At 71.3% G+C, this 15,955-nt stretch carries 10 protein-coding genes; 6 read left to right on the top strand and 4 right to left on the bottom strand.

The annotated features are described in order from the left end of the window. Nucleotides 1-188 precede the first annotated feature (188 nt). Both ACFW2Y_RS04745 and ACFW2Y_RS04740 read left to right on the top strand, forming a co-directional pair. Nucleotides 189-3,512 carry an FG-GAP repeat domain-containing protein gene (locus ACFW2Y_RS04745; RefSeq protein ID WP_384873535.1) on the top strand — a complete coding sequence of 1,108 codons (3,324 nt, stop codon included), beginning with the start codon at nt 189-191 and terminating at the stop codon, nt 3,510-3,512. A gap of 147 nt (nt 3,513-3,659) precedes the next feature. Further along, on the top strand, nt 3,660-5,414 hold the full coding sequence (locus ACFW2Y_RS04740; RefSeq protein ID WP_384873533.1) for an FG-GAP repeat domain-containing protein: 1,755 nt from the start codon (nt 3,660-3,662) through the stop codon (nt 5,412-5,414). A 67-nt stretch (nt 5,415-5,481) separates the two neighbouring features. On the opposite strand, the gene ACFW2Y_RS04735 is transcribed toward ACFW2Y_RS04740, so the two are convergent. Further along, nucleotides 5,482-5,898, bottom strand: coding sequence for a hypothetical protein (locus ACFW2Y_RS04735; protein WP_384873531.1), 417 nt, complete (start codon nt 5,896-5,898; stop codon nt 5,482-5,484). A gap of 152 nt (nt 5,899-6,050) precedes the next feature. On the opposite strand from ACFW2Y_RS04735, the gene ACFW2Y_RS04730 reads away from it, so the two are divergent. Next, on the top strand, nt 6,051-6,554 hold the full coding sequence (locus tag ACFW2Y_RS04730) for a MarR family winged helix-turn-helix transcriptional regulator (protein WP_384873528.1): 504 nt from the start codon (nt 6,051-6,053) through the stop codon (nt 6,552-6,554). A 77-nt stretch (nt 6,555-6,631) separates the two neighbouring features. Here the strand turns inward: ACFW2Y_RS04730 and ACFW2Y_RS04725 are convergent, their stop codons facing one another. Beyond that, complete coding sequence (locus ACFW2Y_RS04725; RefSeq protein WP_384873525.1) at nt 6,632-8,908, bottom strand: glycosyl hydrolase family 18 protein; 2,277 nt, start codon at nt 8,906-8,908, stop codon at nt 6,632-6,634. Nucleotides 8,909-9,227: 319 nt separating this feature from the next. Between ACFW2Y_RS04725 and ACFW2Y_RS04720 the strand changes: the two genes are divergently transcribed. Further along, nucleotides 9,228-10,748 (top strand): chitinase, encoded by a 1,521-nt coding sequence (locus ACFW2Y_RS04720; protein ID WP_384873522.1) that lies wholly within the window; start codon nt 9,228-9,230, stop codon nt 10,746-10,748. 183 nt (nt 10,749-10,931) lie between these two features. Here the strand turns inward: ACFW2Y_RS04720 and ACFW2Y_RS04715 are convergent, their stop codons facing one another. Together ACFW2Y_RS04715 and ACFW2Y_RS04710 are read right to left on the bottom strand one after the other, a co-directional pair. Next, entirely contained in the window at nt 10,932-12,008 is a 1,077-nt protein-coding gene (locus ACFW2Y_RS04715) for an IS110 family transposase (protein ID WP_384873604.1), read from the bottom strand. Between the two features lie 237 nt (nt 12,009-12,245). Further along, entirely contained in the window at nt 12,246-12,971 is a 726-nt protein-coding gene (locus tag ACFW2Y_RS04710; protein ID WP_384873519.1) for a PIG-L deacetylase family protein, read from the bottom strand. A gap of 146 nt (nt 12,972-13,117) precedes the next feature. Here ACFW2Y_RS04710 and asnB point away from each other — a divergent pair, with 146 nt between their 5' ends. Together asnB and ACFW2Y_RS04700 are read left to right on the top strand one after the other, a co-directional pair. Beyond that, the gene (gene asnB, locus ACFW2Y_RS04705; RefSeq protein WP_384873516.1) at nt 13,118-14,923 is read left to right on the top strand and encodes an asparagine synthase (glutamine-hydrolyzing); all 1,806 of its coding nucleotides are present in this window, start codon (nt 13,118-13,120) and stop codon (nt 14,921-14,923) included. 97 nt (nt 14,924-15,020) lie between these two features. After that, complete coding sequence (locus ACFW2Y_RS04700) at nt 15,021-15,932, top strand: hypothetical protein (RefSeq protein ID WP_384873513.1); 912 nt, start codon at nt 15,021-15,023, stop codon at nt 15,930-15,932. Nucleotides 15,933-15,955 lie beyond the last annotated feature (23 nt).

Below are 15,955 nucleotides of genomic sequence, written 5' to 3'. Positions count from 1 at the left end.
TGCTTGGAAAATGGAGCAGGGGATTCCATCCAGGGGGTCTGGGGTTCTTGCAAGTCTTTTTCGTGGGCGCACCGAGGGGGTGCGTTGCCGGAATGTCAGACCCTCGGGCTAGAGTCCTCCGCCAGGAAGGACGGGAATTAGTTCTTGCGCGTTGCGGGAATCCGCATTGTCCGGAAAGGCTTCATTGCATGAGCAGTACCAGACCCAGACTCAGACGCGGCCGCAGGGCCATGGCGCTGGCGATGGCCGCGACCGTGGTCCTGCCGGTCTCCGCGGCCGTTGCCCTGCCCGCCGCCTCGCCGGAGACCGCGACCACGACCACGACGGCGGATGTGAAGGCGTCTGCGACGCCGTCCGCGCTGTTCGAGGAAGCGGCCTTCGACGAGGCGGCCAGGACGGGCAAGCCCATCGAGATCCTCGACCGCCGGCAGGAGAGCCTGGAGTTCTTCGCCAACCCCGACGGTTCGACCACCCGCCGCTCCTACGGCATCCCGAAGTGGACGCGCTATGACGGCATGTGGCGCCGGGCCGACGCCAAGCTCGTGCGCCGGTCCGACGGATCGGTCGCACCGGCGGCGCCCGTCTTCGCGATCTCGTTCTCCGGCGGCGGTGACCAGCCGCTGGCGACGATGACCAAGAAGGGCAAGAAGCTCGCGCTGACCTGGCCCACCGCGCTACCCGACCCGGTCCTGGACGGCGACACGGCCACGTACCCGTCGGTCCTGCCCGGAGTCGACCTCGAACTCACCGCCGAGGTGGACGGCCTCGCCCAGCACCTCGTCATCCACACGCCCGAAGCCGCCGCGAACCCCGCACTGCGGAGCATCGAACTTGGTCTGGAAACCGACGGCGTCACCCTGACCGAGACCTCCGACAACCTGCTCCTGGCCAAGGACGAGAACGGCGAGACCGTTTTCAGCGCTCCGAGCCCCAAGATGTGGGAACAGCCCGCGGTCCCGGCCGAGGAGCAGCAAGCCGGTGCCGTCTCGAAGACAGCGGCCCTCGCACCGGCCGCAGAGCCCGCACAGCCCGACAGCGCGCCCGTGGACGTGGCCATCGGCGAGGACACCCTCACGCTCGTACCCGACCCCGCGCTGCTCTCCTCCGCAGATCAGTTCCCGCTCGTCATCGACCCGGTCTTCGCGGACGGCAGCCGTGAGAAGTGGGCAGTGGTCTACTCGGCCACGCCCAACGCCGCCTACCCGAACGGTTCGGGCTGGAACTCCTCCAATCCCGCGGACGAGCCGCGCGTCGGATTCAACGGAACAGGCGATACCGCTTCGTTCTTCGCCATGAACACCAACGGGCTCGAGAACGCGACGATCAACAGCGCCAGGTTCGCCGTCATCCAGACCCACTCCTACGTCTGCGACTCGTCCGTCGGCCCGACCGAACTGTGGTCAGCGGGCAGCATCAACACGACCCCGACCTGGAACACCCAGGCCTGGGGCAGCAAGCTGGACTCCGACTCCTTCTACGGCGGCAACGACACCTTCTGCCCCGGTGACGTCGGACACGACTTCGAGAGCGCAGCGCTGAAGACGTACGTCCAGCAGGCCGCCAGCAACAAGTGGGGCACCCTCGTCCTCGGCCTCCGAGCCCCGGCCGGCTACGCGGGCAACACCAAGGCCTACAAGCGGTTCCGCAACAACCCCGTCCTCGAGGTCGACTACAACTACAAGCCCGTCGTCACCAGCAAGGCCGCCTACGAGGGCTACTACGTCGAGTCCGGTGACGGCAACAACCCGGTCGCCTGCGGTGGCCGCATCGGCAACAGCGGCATCACCCTGACCGCGAAGATCAAGGACCAGGACGGCGGCAAGGTCACCGCCTACTTCACGCTCAAGAACTCCAGCGGCACCGTCGTCCCCTTCTCCCCCAACTCCGACAGCGTGACCGGCTCGGGCGAAGCCAGCGTGCTGGTACCGGCCAAGGGGCTGAGCAACGGCACCTACACCTGGACCGTGTACGCCAAGGACAACGAGAACACGACCAGCGCCTCCACCTCCGCCTGCTCCTTCAGCGTCGACCGGATCGGTCCCGACAAGCCGGTGACCGTCTACGACATGGACGGCACGAAGGCCGGCGAGACCGAAGACGTCTACAAGGCCCGTGAACCGCGCCAGTTCAAGTTCACCAATCCCGTCAGTGACATCGCCGGCTACTGCTGGGCCATGGACCACCCCCTGTCCACCGTGAGCAGCACCCGCTGCCCCAACGGCACGTGGGTCGACGCCGGCACCGACGCCAACCACACCGCGACCGCCACGATCACGCCGTTCGCGCACCCCGTCAGCACGCTGAACGTCGTCGCCTACGACACCTTCGGAAACCGGTCCGTACTCGCCGGCGGTGACGACCAGGTCACCCTGACCACGACGCCGCCGGAGTTCGTGTACGAGACCGACACCTCGCCGATCGACAGCACGGGCTACGGGCACGACCGGCCCGGCGACCTCAACGGCGACGGCTTCGCCGACTTCGTCGCCACCGACCCCGACGGCAAGCTCTGGTTCTACGGGGGCAACGGCACCCTCGGCACCCCGGCACCCCGACAGAACGTCGGCACCGGCGGCTGGAGCGGAGCCCTCATCGCCCACCGCGGTGATCTGAAGGGCATGAACTACAAGGACGCTGCTGCCGACGGCTACGAGGACTTCCTCGTCCGGCTGCCGGACAACAAGCTCTACCTCTACCCCGGCAATGGTGTGGGAGCCCCGTGGGTCTACACCCGCAAGGAGCTCATTCACCCTTCCCAGGGGTCGGACTGGAGCGGTCTGCGCCAGCTGCTCCTCCCCGGTGACATCGACGGCAAGCTTGGAAGCGACCTCATCACCGTCGAATGCCTCTATGACAGCGCGGGCAAATGCACCAACGCGCAGCTCCTTCTCTATAGCGGTCGAGGGGTTGGTGGCGGTGGTCTGGATCAGACGCAACCCTTCGACTGGGAAAACCCGGTTACCCTGGGCACCGGCGGCTGGCTCGACCTCACCAACCTCGCCGTCGACGACGTCAACGGTGACACCTACGCCGACCTCGTCGCCCGAGACCCCGCCGACGGCAAGCTCTACCTCTACCCCGGCTGCATCGACGATGCGCAGAAGTGCCCCGAAAGCGGCTACAAGCTACTTCCTCGCAGCGTCTACGGAACCGGTGGCTGGAACCAGAGGCCCTACCTGACCTCCCCCGGTAACGTTCAGGGAACCGTGCAGAACGTCACGGAAATCAAGGAGCCCCTGCCCGAACTTCCGCCCGGTCCTGGCAATGAGGCCGAAACTTATCACTTCAAGCGGTTCGTTCCGACCACTGGTGAGGAGGCCGGCGACTTCTGGGCCACTACCCCCGCCGACCCGAACACCCCTGTCCATTACATGGACTCAGCAGGCAACTGGACCAGCCGTCTCTGCCCCACCGGGTGTCTCCTGACCTATCCCGGCACGCCCACAGGACACGGGGCACCCCGTCTTGCAGGTACCGGCGGATGGGCCACCCTCGTCAGCGGAATCTTCTGATCGGGTCGCTCCTCTCGCCCCAACCGACCGGTGTGCCAGGCCTCCCAGGAGGCTCGGCGCACCGGTCCGCTCCTTCCCGCACACCCATCCCGCACGACGGCCGACAGCAACCCTCGGGCCCGTCGACACCCACACCGTGAAGGACTCATGAGACGCATCACTCGCCGCGCGGCCACGCTCAGCGCGGCTGCCGGCCTCCTCACCGCCGCGACGCTCCTCAGCCCCCACACCGCCAGCGCCGCCGACGAAGTCCGCTTGTCCGGCTACGACGAGGTCGCGGCGCCCGGCTCCTTCCCCCAGCTCTTCCCGATCGTCGAGTCCTGGCCGTACGTGAGCAGGGTCGTCGTCGCGGTCGGCACCCAGCCGATGACCGACCCCGCAGGCGCGGGAGCCGGCCTGCCGCCTGACTACAAGGTGCGTCTCAACGGCTGCCAGGAGGCGGTCGGTTACGTCGGGGTCCTCGTCTGCGAGAAGGGCAGGCTCTTCCCGCGTCCTGACGTGAGCATCCCCGCCGATGCCGACGACGCCACCCTGTACTGGGGCTTCGCCTACGCTCCCGGCAGTGGCGATCTCAACCTGGACGCCGCCGTCCAGGAGGCCCGCAGCGCGGGCTCCCGTCCGGCGGACGGTCGGCACGGCACCGGGAAGATCACGGTCAAGTCCCGGGCACACGCGCTGCTGAACACCATCGACTTCGACCTGCCGACCGTTCCGGACGGCGGTGTCGTCCACCAGCAGATGCGCGTCCACGCCAACGATGCCGGCCAGTTGACCTTGCGCCTCAGGCGTGCGGAAGGGTACTTGTCCGCCGACGCTCCGCCCATCCGCATCGGAAACGTGGCGGTGGGCCCGGGCGCTGCCTGCGAAATACACAACACGCGCGTGCCGGGTGACACCGTTCCCAATCTTGCCTGCGAGCTCGAAGCCGGAGACCACGTCATCGGCTACGAGTTGACCAGCGACCCGGGCCAGTACACGCAGAAGTTCCAAGCCCACACCCGGTACGACATCTACGACCGTCCCGTCTGGGACGAGTCCGACGTCAAGCAGACCTCCGCCCCGTTCTCCGTCGAGGGCAGCCCCGTCGTGCCCTGGCACGGCCTGCGCGCCCGTGACACCAACGGCAAGCTGTGGGAGTACCGCGGCACCGGCAACGCCGTCGGGCCTCTCGCCCCGCGCCACGAGGCCGGCCACGGCTGGCAGGCCTACACCGCCATCACCTCCTTGTCCCCCTATGAAGAGGGCCCCTTCTTCTGGGGCACCGTCACTCCTTCTGACATCACCCGCGGTCTGGGCGACTTCGTCGCCCGTGACGCGGCCGGGACGCTCTGGTACTACGACCGTCAGCTCGGCGCCGGGGCACGAACGGCATACGCACCCCGCGTCCGGGTCGGCGGAGGCTGGAACGTCTACGACCAGATCGTCGGAGCGGGCGACCTCAACGGTGACGCGCTCATGGACCTGGTCGCCCGCGACAAGGCCGGCACCCTGTGGTTCTACGAGGGCACCGGCACCCAGACCAGCGGAGCCCGCTTCAAGGCCCGGGTGCGCATCGGTGGCGGCTGGCAGGTCTACGACCGACTGGCCGGGGGCGCCGACCTCACCGGCGACGGCCGGGCCGACCTCCTCGCCCGCGACAAGGCCGGCGCCCTGTGGTTGTACAGGGGCACGGGCAAGGCGGCGGCACCGTACGCGCCCCGGGTCCGGGTCGGCGGCGGGTGGCAGGTCTACGACCAGCTGGTGGTCACCGGTGACCTGACCGACGACGGACGTGCCGACGCCGTCGCCCGTGACCGCACCGGCACGCTCTGGCTCTACCGGGGCACCGGAAAGCCCACCGCACCGTTCCTTCCCCGCACCCGCATCGGTGGCGGCTGGAACACCTACGACCACCTCTTCTGACCGGGGCCGTGCCCGCACGGCGGTCTGACCCAGGCGTGCGGGCCGTCCGCCCCGGAGCGGGGAGGCGTCAGCGGTCCGCCCGTCGGGCCGCGCTCGCCGCCAGGGCGACGGTCCCGGCCACGGCCAGCGCCGCTCCCGCCGTCAGGACGCCCCGGTGCGAGCGCCAGGAGAGCACTGACCAGCGTGACTGCGCGGACAGTACGGATCCGATGCTCGCCCAGGATCCGACGGAGCCGACGGAGAGCGCGGAGCCGACCGAACCGACGGACAGGAAGGAACCGACCGAGCCGATCGACAGGGCGGAGCCGACCGAGCCGATCGACAGGAAGGATCCGACGGAGCCGACGGAGAGCGCGGAGCCGACCGATCCGACGGACGGGAGCGGGCCGGTGGACTCGATCGACAGCGCCGATCCGACCGGGCCGACGGACAGGGACGAGGCCCGCGACCAGAACGAGGGGGACGAACCGTGGCGAGGGGTCATGGCCCGACCCTAGTGGTCCCGGGCGGTTCCGCGGGGTGCTCGCGACCGGTGCGGGCGAGCGGTGTCGATCCGTGTCGGTCCGTGTCCGGCGCGCGGCGGCGGAAGGGTCCCCCCGGCCGCCTGGGACACCGGGCGAACGTAGTGTCGTGGGCATGGAATTAACTCACGGGACCACCGTTGACCAGGCGCCGGCGGACCCCGCCGCCACCGATGACGCCTTGGCCACCCAGCCGGTCGGCTACTGGTCCGGCCTGGCCCATGCGGCCGTCACCCGGCACCTGCGTGACGCCATGGCCGAGGTCGACGCCACACAACCGCAGTACTGGGTGCTCAACCGGGTGAACGGCGGCCCCGCGGCGCCGAGTCGCGCGGAGGTCGTCGCGCAGCTGGGGCACCTCGCCGACGAGCCCCGGGAGATCGCCAGGACCATCGACCAGTTGCTCCACCGCGGATGGCTCCGCGTCGACGGGGGGCAGTGCCTGCACCTCACGGAGGCGGGGGAGGCCGCGCGGGTCCGGCTCCGTGCCCTGGCGACCGAGGTGCGTGCCGTGGTCCACCGGGGCGTCAGCGACGAGGAGTACGTGGTCGCGCTCAAGGTCCTGCGCAGGATGGTGGCCAACGTGGAGGGCGACGGGGCTCCCGACGGACCGTCCTGATCCCGGCTCCGCGTGACGCGCCCCGCCCGGTGTCCGGTCCGGGCGGGGCGCGGCCCGGTCTGTTCCGGGCCGGGCGGCTATCCGGCTCCGCCGGGTGCGGTGAGGCCGTCGACCATGGCGTTGACCAGGGTGCCCGCGGCGTCGTCGTTCTCCAGGGCGAAGGCGAACATCCCGGCGAGCCCCTTGGCCCGGACGTAGTCGCCCCGGGCCCGGAGCGCCTGCGGGGTGTCGCCGGTCCAGAAGTTGGTGCCGTCGTAGATCCAGGAGCTCTCCGTCACCGGGTCCCAATGGATGGTGGCCGCGGTGGGGTTGAGCTCCTTCCAGGAGGCGAGTCCGGATTCCTGGCTCAGCGGCTTCGCGGGGGTCGGGCCCTTGGCGGACTGGTAGAGGCCGTGGTCGTCGCCGGCGGGGACGCCGGTCCAGCCGCGCCAGTAGAACGGGACGCCGAGCACGATCTTGTCGGCGGGGAAGCCGCCCGGGATGCCGTACTCGGGCAGTCCGGTGGTGTAGGCGGTGAGGGCGGTGTCGACGTTGTACCTGGCCGTCCCCGGGGTGATCGGGGTGGTGGGGTCGGACGGGCTGTCGTGCAGCGGGTCCTGGTGGTTGGTGGGTCCGGTCGCGTCCCAGGCGCCGTGCATGTCGTAGGTCATGACGTCGGCGTGGTCGAGGTAGGCGCCGATCTTGTCGGTCTCCAGGTGGGCGATCTTGTCCTGGCCGCTGGGCAGGGCCGCGGTGAGCAGGAACCGCTTGCCGAGGGTCGCGCCGTACGCGTCGAGCTGGGTGCGGAACTCCTTGAGGAGCAGGGTGAAGTTCTGCTTGTCGGCGGGCGAGGTGTGGTTGCCGACGTGGCCCCCGTCCGAGCCCGGGTACTCCCAGTCGATGTCGATGCCGTCGAACAGGCCCGCGGCCGAGGCGGCTCCGCCGGACGGGTCGCCCTGGACGTTCTTCGGCAGGTTGCCCTTGAGGAACATCCGCACGCAGGAGGAGACCAGGGCCTTGCGGGAGGCGTCGGTGGCCGCCGCGTCGGAGAAGTACTTGGAGTACGTCCAGCCGCCGATCGAGACGGTGAGGCGGAGGTTCGGGTGGGCGGCCTTCAGCTGGCGCAGCTGGTTGAAGTTGCCCTTGAGGGGCTGCTCGTAGACGTCGGCGGTGCCGTCGACGCTGTCGCCGGCGGAGTACTCGGCCTGGTAGTCGGCGTAGGCGTCGCCGGCTCCGTCACCGGCGTTGGGGTTGTCCTCGTTGCCGGCGTCGGAGGCCTTGATCGCCTCGAAGCAGGTGTGGTCGGTGGGGTGGATGTTCTCGAAGGCGTACTGGATGACGTCGAGCTTGGCCGCGGCCCCGCTCTTCGCCACGTGCCGGGGGAAGTACGCGTTCTCGTAGATCCCCCACTGGTCGAAGTAGGCCGAGGCGAGGGAGCCGGTGGCCGGTGCGGCGGGTGCCGGGGGAGTGGTGACGGTGACCGCCGAGGACTGGGCGGAGGCGTGTGATCCGCTGTAGCCCTGCACGCTGAAGGTGTAGGTGGTGTCGGGGAGCAGGGAGCTGACGGCGACCGCGGGCCCCATCGACGTGGCCATCAACTGCCCCGCCGCGTAGACCTTGTAGGCGGGGAAGCCGTTGCCCGAGGGGACGGTGGACTTCTGCCAGTTGAGGACGACGGCGTTCGGGGTCGTCCTGCCGACGGTCAGCCCGGTGGGGGTGGTGACCTTGCCGTCGCCGTCCGGACCGTTGGGGGGCGTGGTCGGCGGCGGGGTCGTGGGGGGAGGCGTGGTGGTCGGCGGTGGCGTGGTGGGGGGTTCGCTGGTGGGGGGCGTGGTCGTCGGGGGAGTGGTGGGGCCGCCGTCCGGCCCGGTGAGGCTGAGGTCGTCGACGTGGTAGGTGCCCTGTCCGTACCAGCCGTGGGTGAAGACGGTGACGGAGGTGGTGTTCGGACCGGTGGTGAAGGTGGTCGAGAGCTGCTGCCAGGACGGGGCGGAGGGGGTCCAGGTGCTCGCGTTGACGCCGGTGCCGGTCGCGCCCAGGTAGGTGTAGGTCCCTTGGAAGTGGCCGGAGAGCGTGTAGGTGGAGTCCGGCCGCACGGTCACGGTCTGCCGGCACTCGGCCGTGTCGGAGCCGGTGGTGGCGGCGGAGAGCGCATGGGTCCCGCCGTGGACGGGCGTGGTGACCACGGAGCCGCCGGAGCAGTTCCAGTCGCTGAGGGTGCCGGTTTCGAACCCGGGGTTGAGCAGCAGTTGGGCGGGGTCTGCGGCGGCGTTCGAGGGCACGGCGGCGAGGGCGCCGCCGCCGGCGACCAGCAGGGCGGCCGTGGCGAGGGCCGCGCTGCGCCGCGTACGGCCGGGGGGTCTGTTCTCGGGCATGGCGGAGCTCCGATGTCAGGACTGGAGTGTGCATGTCATCGGCCATGAGGTTGGACTGGACCAATTCGGGCGTCAAGACGCCCCGAACTCTTCGCGCGGGTGGCTCTTTGGACCAATCCGTCCGCGTGCGGGCATCGCGGCAGTACGTACGCCCCGTCGGTGGGTGCACCACACATCGAAAAGAAAAATTGGTCTAGTCCAAGTCTGGGTCAAGTCATTGACGCACCCCGGAGCGTGGCGCTTCCTTGGCTCAACAGCCGTGCGCGACAACGGTGTTGGCGCACCCTCGGATTCCCCCACGATCATTGGACTGCCCATGATGAGACGCATGAGGTCGCTCCGCTCCGTCCTCACCGCCGCCGTGACCGCCGTGGCCTCCCTCGGCCTGGCCGTCGTCACCACCGCCCCCGCCCAGGCGGCCACCCCGCTCCCGGACCGGGTCTTCGCCCCGTACTTCGAGGCGTGGACCGGGGAGAGCCCGGCCGCCCTCAGTGCCCAGTCCGGCGCCAAGCACCTGACGATGGCGTTCCTCCAGACGGCCACCAAGGGCTCGTGCACCGCCTATTGGAACGGTGACGTCGGGCTGCCGATCGCCCCCTCCTCCTTCGGCGCCGACATCGCGACCATCCAGTCCCGCGGCGGCGACGTCATCCCCTCCTTCGGCGGCTACACGGCCGACACCACCGGCACCGAGATCGCCGACAGCTGCACCGACGTCAACCAGATCGCCGCCGTGTACGAGAAGGTCATCACGACCTACGACCTCACCCGGCTCGACATGGACATCGAGGTCGACTCCCTCGACAACTCCGCCGGCATCACCCGCCGCAACAAGGCCATCAAACTGGTCCAGGACCGGGCCGCCGCCAACGGCCGTCAGATCCAGATCTCGTACACCCTGCCCACGACCACCCGCGGCCTCGCGGCCAGCGGGCTCGCGGTGCTCAAGAACGCCGTGGCGAACGGCGCGCGCGTCGACGTCGTCAACCTGATGACCTTCGACTACTACGACAACGCCGCCCACGACATGGCCGCGGACACCAAGACGGCCGCCCAGGGCCTCTACGACCAACTCGCCAAGCTCTACCCCACCAAGACGCCCGCCCAGCTCTGGGGCATGATCGGCATCACCGAGATGATCGGCGTCGACGACTTCGGCCCGGCCGAGACCTTCACCCTCGCCAACGCCCGCACGGTCTACGACTGGGCCGTCGGCAAGGGCATCAACACGCTCTCCTTCTGGGCGCTCCAGCGCGACAACGGTGGCTGCCCCGGCGGCGCCGCCGCCGACCACTGCTCCGGCATCCAGCAGGACACCTGGGACTTCTCCCGGATCTTCGCCCCCTTCACCAGCGGCACGGCCACCCCGACCGACGACTTCTCGGTGACCACCACCCCGGCCTCCGCCACCGTCACCGCGGGCGCGTCCACCAGCACCACGGTGAAGACCGCGGTCACCGCGGGCACCGCGCAGACGGTGGACCTCTCCGTCAGCGGTCTGCCCGCCGGGGTCACCGCCACCTTCAGCCCCGCCTCGGTGACGGCCGGCGGCTCGGCCACCCTCACCCTGAACACCACGGCCGCCACGGTCTCCGGCACCCACGCGATCGTGGTCTACGGGTCCGGCCCCTCCGCCGGGCACTCGGCGGTCTTCTCGCTGACCGTCACCGGCGGCGCGACCCAGTGCACCGCGCCGCCCTGGGTCTCCTCCGCCATCTACACCGGCGGCCAGCAGGTCTCGCACCGGGGCCACACCTGGAAGGCCAAGTGGTGGACCACGGCCGAGGAGCCCGGCACCACCGGTGAGTGGGGCGTCTGGCAGGACCTCGGTCCCTGCTGAGCCCGCTGAACCGGTCCGGCGCGCCCGGCGGCCCCCCAACCGCCGGGCGCGTCCCGTCCGCCACCCGTGCGGACGGCCCCTGCCGGGCGGTGCGGGCGGACGGTTCGCGATGGCAGTACGGGCGGACGGTCCGCGGGGGCGGTCCGGTGGGAGGGGCAGTCGAGCGGGATGCTCCTATAGACGTCAAGCCGCAGGAGCCAAGTCGGTTTGAGTGATTGGTGTGGTTGGCGTGCTGGTGAGTGCGCGATAGACCTCACGAGCGACGAAGCGCTTGAGGCAGCGCGTGATGTCCTTCTTCGACAGCCCTTCCTTGGTGCGGCGTTCGACGTAGGCGCGGGTGCGCTCGTCGTAGCGCATGCGGACCAGCACGATGGTGTGCAGGGCGTTGTTCGCGGCCCGGTCGCCGCCGCGGTTCAGGCGGTGGCGATGGGTGCGGCCGGAGGACGCGGGGATCGGCGCGACCCCGGCCAGGTGCGCGAACGCGCCCTCGGACCGCATCCGCTCCGGGTTGTCCCCGGCCGAGGCCAGCAGCTGGCCGGCGGTCTCGGGGCCGACACCGAACAGCGCGAGCAGTTCCGGCGCGGCCCGCTTAACCAGGGGTGCGATCTCCGCGTCGAGCTCGGCGATCTCGTCATCCAGCGCCTGGTGGCGACGAGCCAGGCGCCGCAGGGACGCCTTGGTCGCGGCCAGCGGCCTGGACAGGTCCGCGCCGGACCGCAGCCGGGCGAGCGTGCGTATCAGCATCGCCCGGTCCAGGCCTGCGGCCTGCTCCCGCAGCAGCGCGGGCGCGGACACCAGCAGGCCACGGATCTGGTTCATCGCCTGGGTGCGGGCCTTGACCGCACTGCGGCGGGCGATCCGCAGCACCCGCACGGCCTCGACCACCCCGTCCCGGCTCTTCGGGATGCCGGTGGCCCGGCCGGAAGCCACCGCCATCGCGGCGGCATAGGCGTCGATCGGGTCCGACTTGCCCTTCATCCGGCGCGTCTTGCGGTCCGGGCGGTCGACGTCGACGACCGTGACCCCGGCCGCGGTCAGCACCCGGGCGAGCTCGGCCCCGTAGGCACCAGTGCCCTCCACGCCGACCGCGGTCAACGTGCCGTGCGAATGCATCCAGCCCAGCAGGTCCCGGTAGCCGCGAATCGTCGCCGGGAACTCCCGGTCGGCCAGGTGCCGGCCCAGCCGGTCAATCACCGCGGCATGGTGGGTCAGCCCGTGGGTGTCGACTCCGCCGGTGATCTCCGGGCCGTCGTGCGTCATGCTGGTCATGTCCGTCCTTGCCGCTTGTCCGAGCCGAGGGCGGCACGCGCCGGTCGGGCGGGTGGACAAGACAGTGACGGGGCCTCTGGCCAGGCTCCTATGAAGTCACAAGCGCCCGTCCGGCCGCGTGCGTGGTGGCGTCGCCGACGGGCCGACAAATCCCAAACAGGACAACCGAAGCGTCAGTCAGTCGATGAGTCAGACCCACCGGCAACATCACCACGAACATCATCACTGTCAGTCGATGTGCACGATCTGGAACGCCTCCGCCATCCGTCCCGGGGGCAGCCCTCCGGCCACCGCGTGCTCGCCGAGCCAGGTGCGCAACAGGCCGGCCAGGTCGTCGAAGTGGGCGGTCTGCGAGGTGTGGATGCGCAGGGCCTCCACCTTGCGGTCGAAGACGGGGGTGACGTCCACGTACTGGTTCGGGGTGGGGCCGGTCATCAGCCACAGCTCGTGGACGGTCCAGGGCTCCAGGCCCTCGTCCCCGAGGAGCTCCGGGTGGGCGAAGGGGTTGCGGGCCTCGGGGTAGACCGCGCGCAGACAGGCGTCCCCGACGGCCCGGTGGTCGGGGTGGAGGTCGGCGACGCGGGCCCAGTTGATCTCGGGGGAGGGGATGACGGCCCGCTGGGGCCGCACCTCGCGGATGACCCGGCACAGGTCGCGGCGGAGCTCCACGCTGGGCTCCACGAAGCTGTCCGGGTATCCCAGGAAGCGCACGTCGGCGACGCCGCTGAGCTTGGCGGAGTGGACCTGCTCGGCGCGGCGCAGGTCGGCCATGGCCTGGCGGGGGAGCGCCTCGTCGTAACCGCCGGCGCCGCCGTCCGTGACGATGCAGTACGTGACGCGGGTGCCGCGTGCGACCCACTGCATGACGGTGCCGCTGACGCAGAACTCGATGTCGTCCGGGTGTGCGGCCACCACCAGCAGGGACTCGGGGGCCGTCCGGTTGAAGTCCTCCATGGGGCAAGCCTGTTGGGGGCCGGGGGGCGTCGCAAGGCCAAGCCGTGGCGTGAACAGGACATGGCACTTACGCGCCATTCAAAAACTTGGTAGCTTCAAAACATTGGGAGTTTCAGGTGAAGTGACGTACTTGGAGGGTGACCGGCATGTGCAGGATCCTCGGCTCCTTCGCCGCCGGGGCGGACCGCCCCGAGCCGGCCCAACTCGCGGCGGTCTCCGCCCGCCAGCGCCACGGCGGCCCCGACGAGCACCGGGTGCTCAGCGGGCCCGGCTGGTCGCTCGGCTGCGACCGGCTCGCGGTGACCGACCCCTGCGGCGGCCAACAGCCCTACCGGCTGCCCCACCTGCCCGGGATCCTCGCCGTGCTCAACGGCGAGATCTACAACCACGCCGAGCTCCGCCGCGCCCTCGCGGCCCGCGGCCACCGCTTCCCCGACCGCTGCGACGGCACCCTGCTCCCCGCGCTCTACGCCGAGCACGGGCCCGCCTTCGCCGAACACCTCGACGGCATGTTCGCCGTCGCGGTCCTCGACCTGCGCCCCGGCAGCACCCGACTCGTCCTCGCCGTCGACGACATGGGCATGAAACCGCTCCACCTGCACCACGACCCGTACGACGGCTCCACCCGCTTCGCCTCCGAGATCCCCGCCCTGCTCGCCTTCGAGGGCGTCCGGATCTCCCCCCGCGAGGACGCCCTCGACACCCTCCTCGCCACCCGCACCTCCTTCTCCACCCACACCGCGCTCGACGGCATCGACGTGCTCCCGCCCGGCGCCACCGCCCTCGTGCGCCCCGGCGCCGCACCCGTCGTCCGCCGTCGCGGCCCGCACCGCGCGACGCCCGCGGGCGACACCCAGGACGTGTTGCGGCACGAGGTGCGCCGGCTCGCCCGGGCCGAGGTCCCCGTCTGCGCCGTCACCAGCGGCGGCCTCGACTCCGGACTCGTCACCGCCCTCGCCGCCGAACACGCCCGCGAGACCGCCGCACCGCCGCTGCACACCTTCCACCTCACCTACCGGGGCCGGTGGCCCGACTCCGAGTCCGCACACGCCCGCGCCGTCGCCCGCCGCGCCCGGACCGTCCACCACGAGGTCGCCGTCGACCCCGACGAACTCGGCTCGCTCCTCACCCGGACCGTTCGCCACCTCGGCCAGCCCAACGCCGACCCCATCACCGTCTCCACCTACGCCCTCTTCCGCGCCGTCCGCGAGAGCGGCTTCACCGTCGCCCTCGCCGGCGACGGGGCCGACGAGCTCTTCGGCGGGTACGACCGGATGCGCGCCGCCCTCGCGGCGCCGGCCGGCAGCGACTGGGCCGGCGCCTACGCGGACGCCCTCGCGGCGGCCCCGCGCCTGCTCCGCGAACACCTCTACACCGCCAACTACCGCGCCCACATCGCCGACCGGGGGTCCGCCGCCGACCGGATCGAGCAGGAACTCCGCTCCGCGGAGGCCGTCGGCGCGGACCGGATCACCGCGATGACCGCCTTCGAGACCCGCTGGCGCCTCCCCGCCTACCACCTGCGCCGCCTCGACCACCTCTCCATGGCCTGGGCCGTCGAGGCGCGGCTGCCGTTCTGCCAACCTTCCGTCGTCAGCCACGCCCGGTCCCTGCCGGCACAGGCCCGGACGGGCAAACGGGCGCTCTACGAGGCGGGTGTCGACCTGCTGCCCGGGTCCGTCCTGCGGCGCCCGAAGCAGCCCTTCACCCTCCCCGTCGCGGCCATGCTGGCGCCCGGCGGCCCGCTCCTCGACCTGGTGCGCGACCTGCTGTCGCCGGCGCGACTCGTCCTCGGCGGCAAGGTCCGCGCGGACCGGGTGGCCAAGCTCCTGGCCCGCCACCTGGACCGTCCCACGCCCCAAGCCGCCCTGACCCTCTGGTCCCTGGCCGTCCACGAACTGTGGACGGAGGTCGTCCAGGGCATGCGGATCCCGGTGGGCTGTGCGGCCTGAACCCCCGCCCCGGCACCGCCCCGGGCCCGCACCGGGAGCCGTCCGCCCGGGCGGTGCCGCACCCCGTCCCGCCGCGGAGGGACGCCCGGCCGACACGGTGCCCGTCACCGTCGTCCGCGCCCACGACGCACCCGGCCCCACCCTCGTCGTCCGCCGCGACCGACTTCCCCCGGGGGCACTCGCCCTGCGGCACGAACTCCTGCACCTGCGGCGCACCCTCGCCACGACCCGGTACGCCGCCCTCAACAAGATCGCCCTCTACGGTCCCCCGTCCCCCCGCACCCCGGACGCCCCCGCCCGGCTCTCCTACCGCTTCGTCCAGGCCCTCCCCGACGGCTCCTTCGACTTCCGGGCCGGCTGCGGGCACTCCCTCCTCGCCTGCGTCGTCGCCGACGGGCGCCCCGGCCCCGTCACCGTCCGCACCGTGACGACCGGCGACACCGTTCTCTGCGAGCCGCAGCACCAGGGCCCGCCCGGCGTCGCGAGCGACGCCCCGCCCGGCGTCGCGTACACCCTCAGCTTCCTCAAGCCGCCCACCGCGCCCGGCACCCTCCCCACCGGCCGGCCCGTCGACGTGCTCCACGGCGTGCCCGTCTCCCTCGTGCGGTACGGCAATCCGTACGTCTTCGTCGACGCCCGCCGACTGCCCGGCTCGGACCTCCGGGCCCGGCTCCTCGCGCTCCGCGCCGAGGCGGCCCGCCGACTCGGCCACCCGCCCGGCTCCGCCCTGCCCAAGATCGCCGCCTTCACCGAGACCGCCGACGGCCTCGCCGTCCGCGCGCTCACCGTCGACGGATGGCACCCCCGGCTCGCCCTCACCGGGGCCGCCGCCCTCGCCGCCGCCGGGGCCCTCGACGGGACCGTGGTGCCCGCCGTGCACGGTGCCGTGCGCACCCCGGACGGCACCGTCACCGTCTCCGTGGCACCCGACCGCATCCGCGTCCACCACAAGCGCGCCGAGGTCCTCGAAACCCTCGAACTGCCCTGGCGCATCCACGCAACGGCGTGAACGCGCACCCCTCTCGCCGGGCT

Source organism: Streptomyces sp. NPDC058877 (genome assembly GCF_042742855.1).
Classification (GTDB): domain Bacteria; phylum Actinomycetota; class Actinomycetes; order Streptomycetales; family Streptomycetaceae; genus Streptomyces.
Note: the sequence above shows the minus strand (reverse complement) of the source record. Positions and strands in the feature narration are given on the sequence as shown.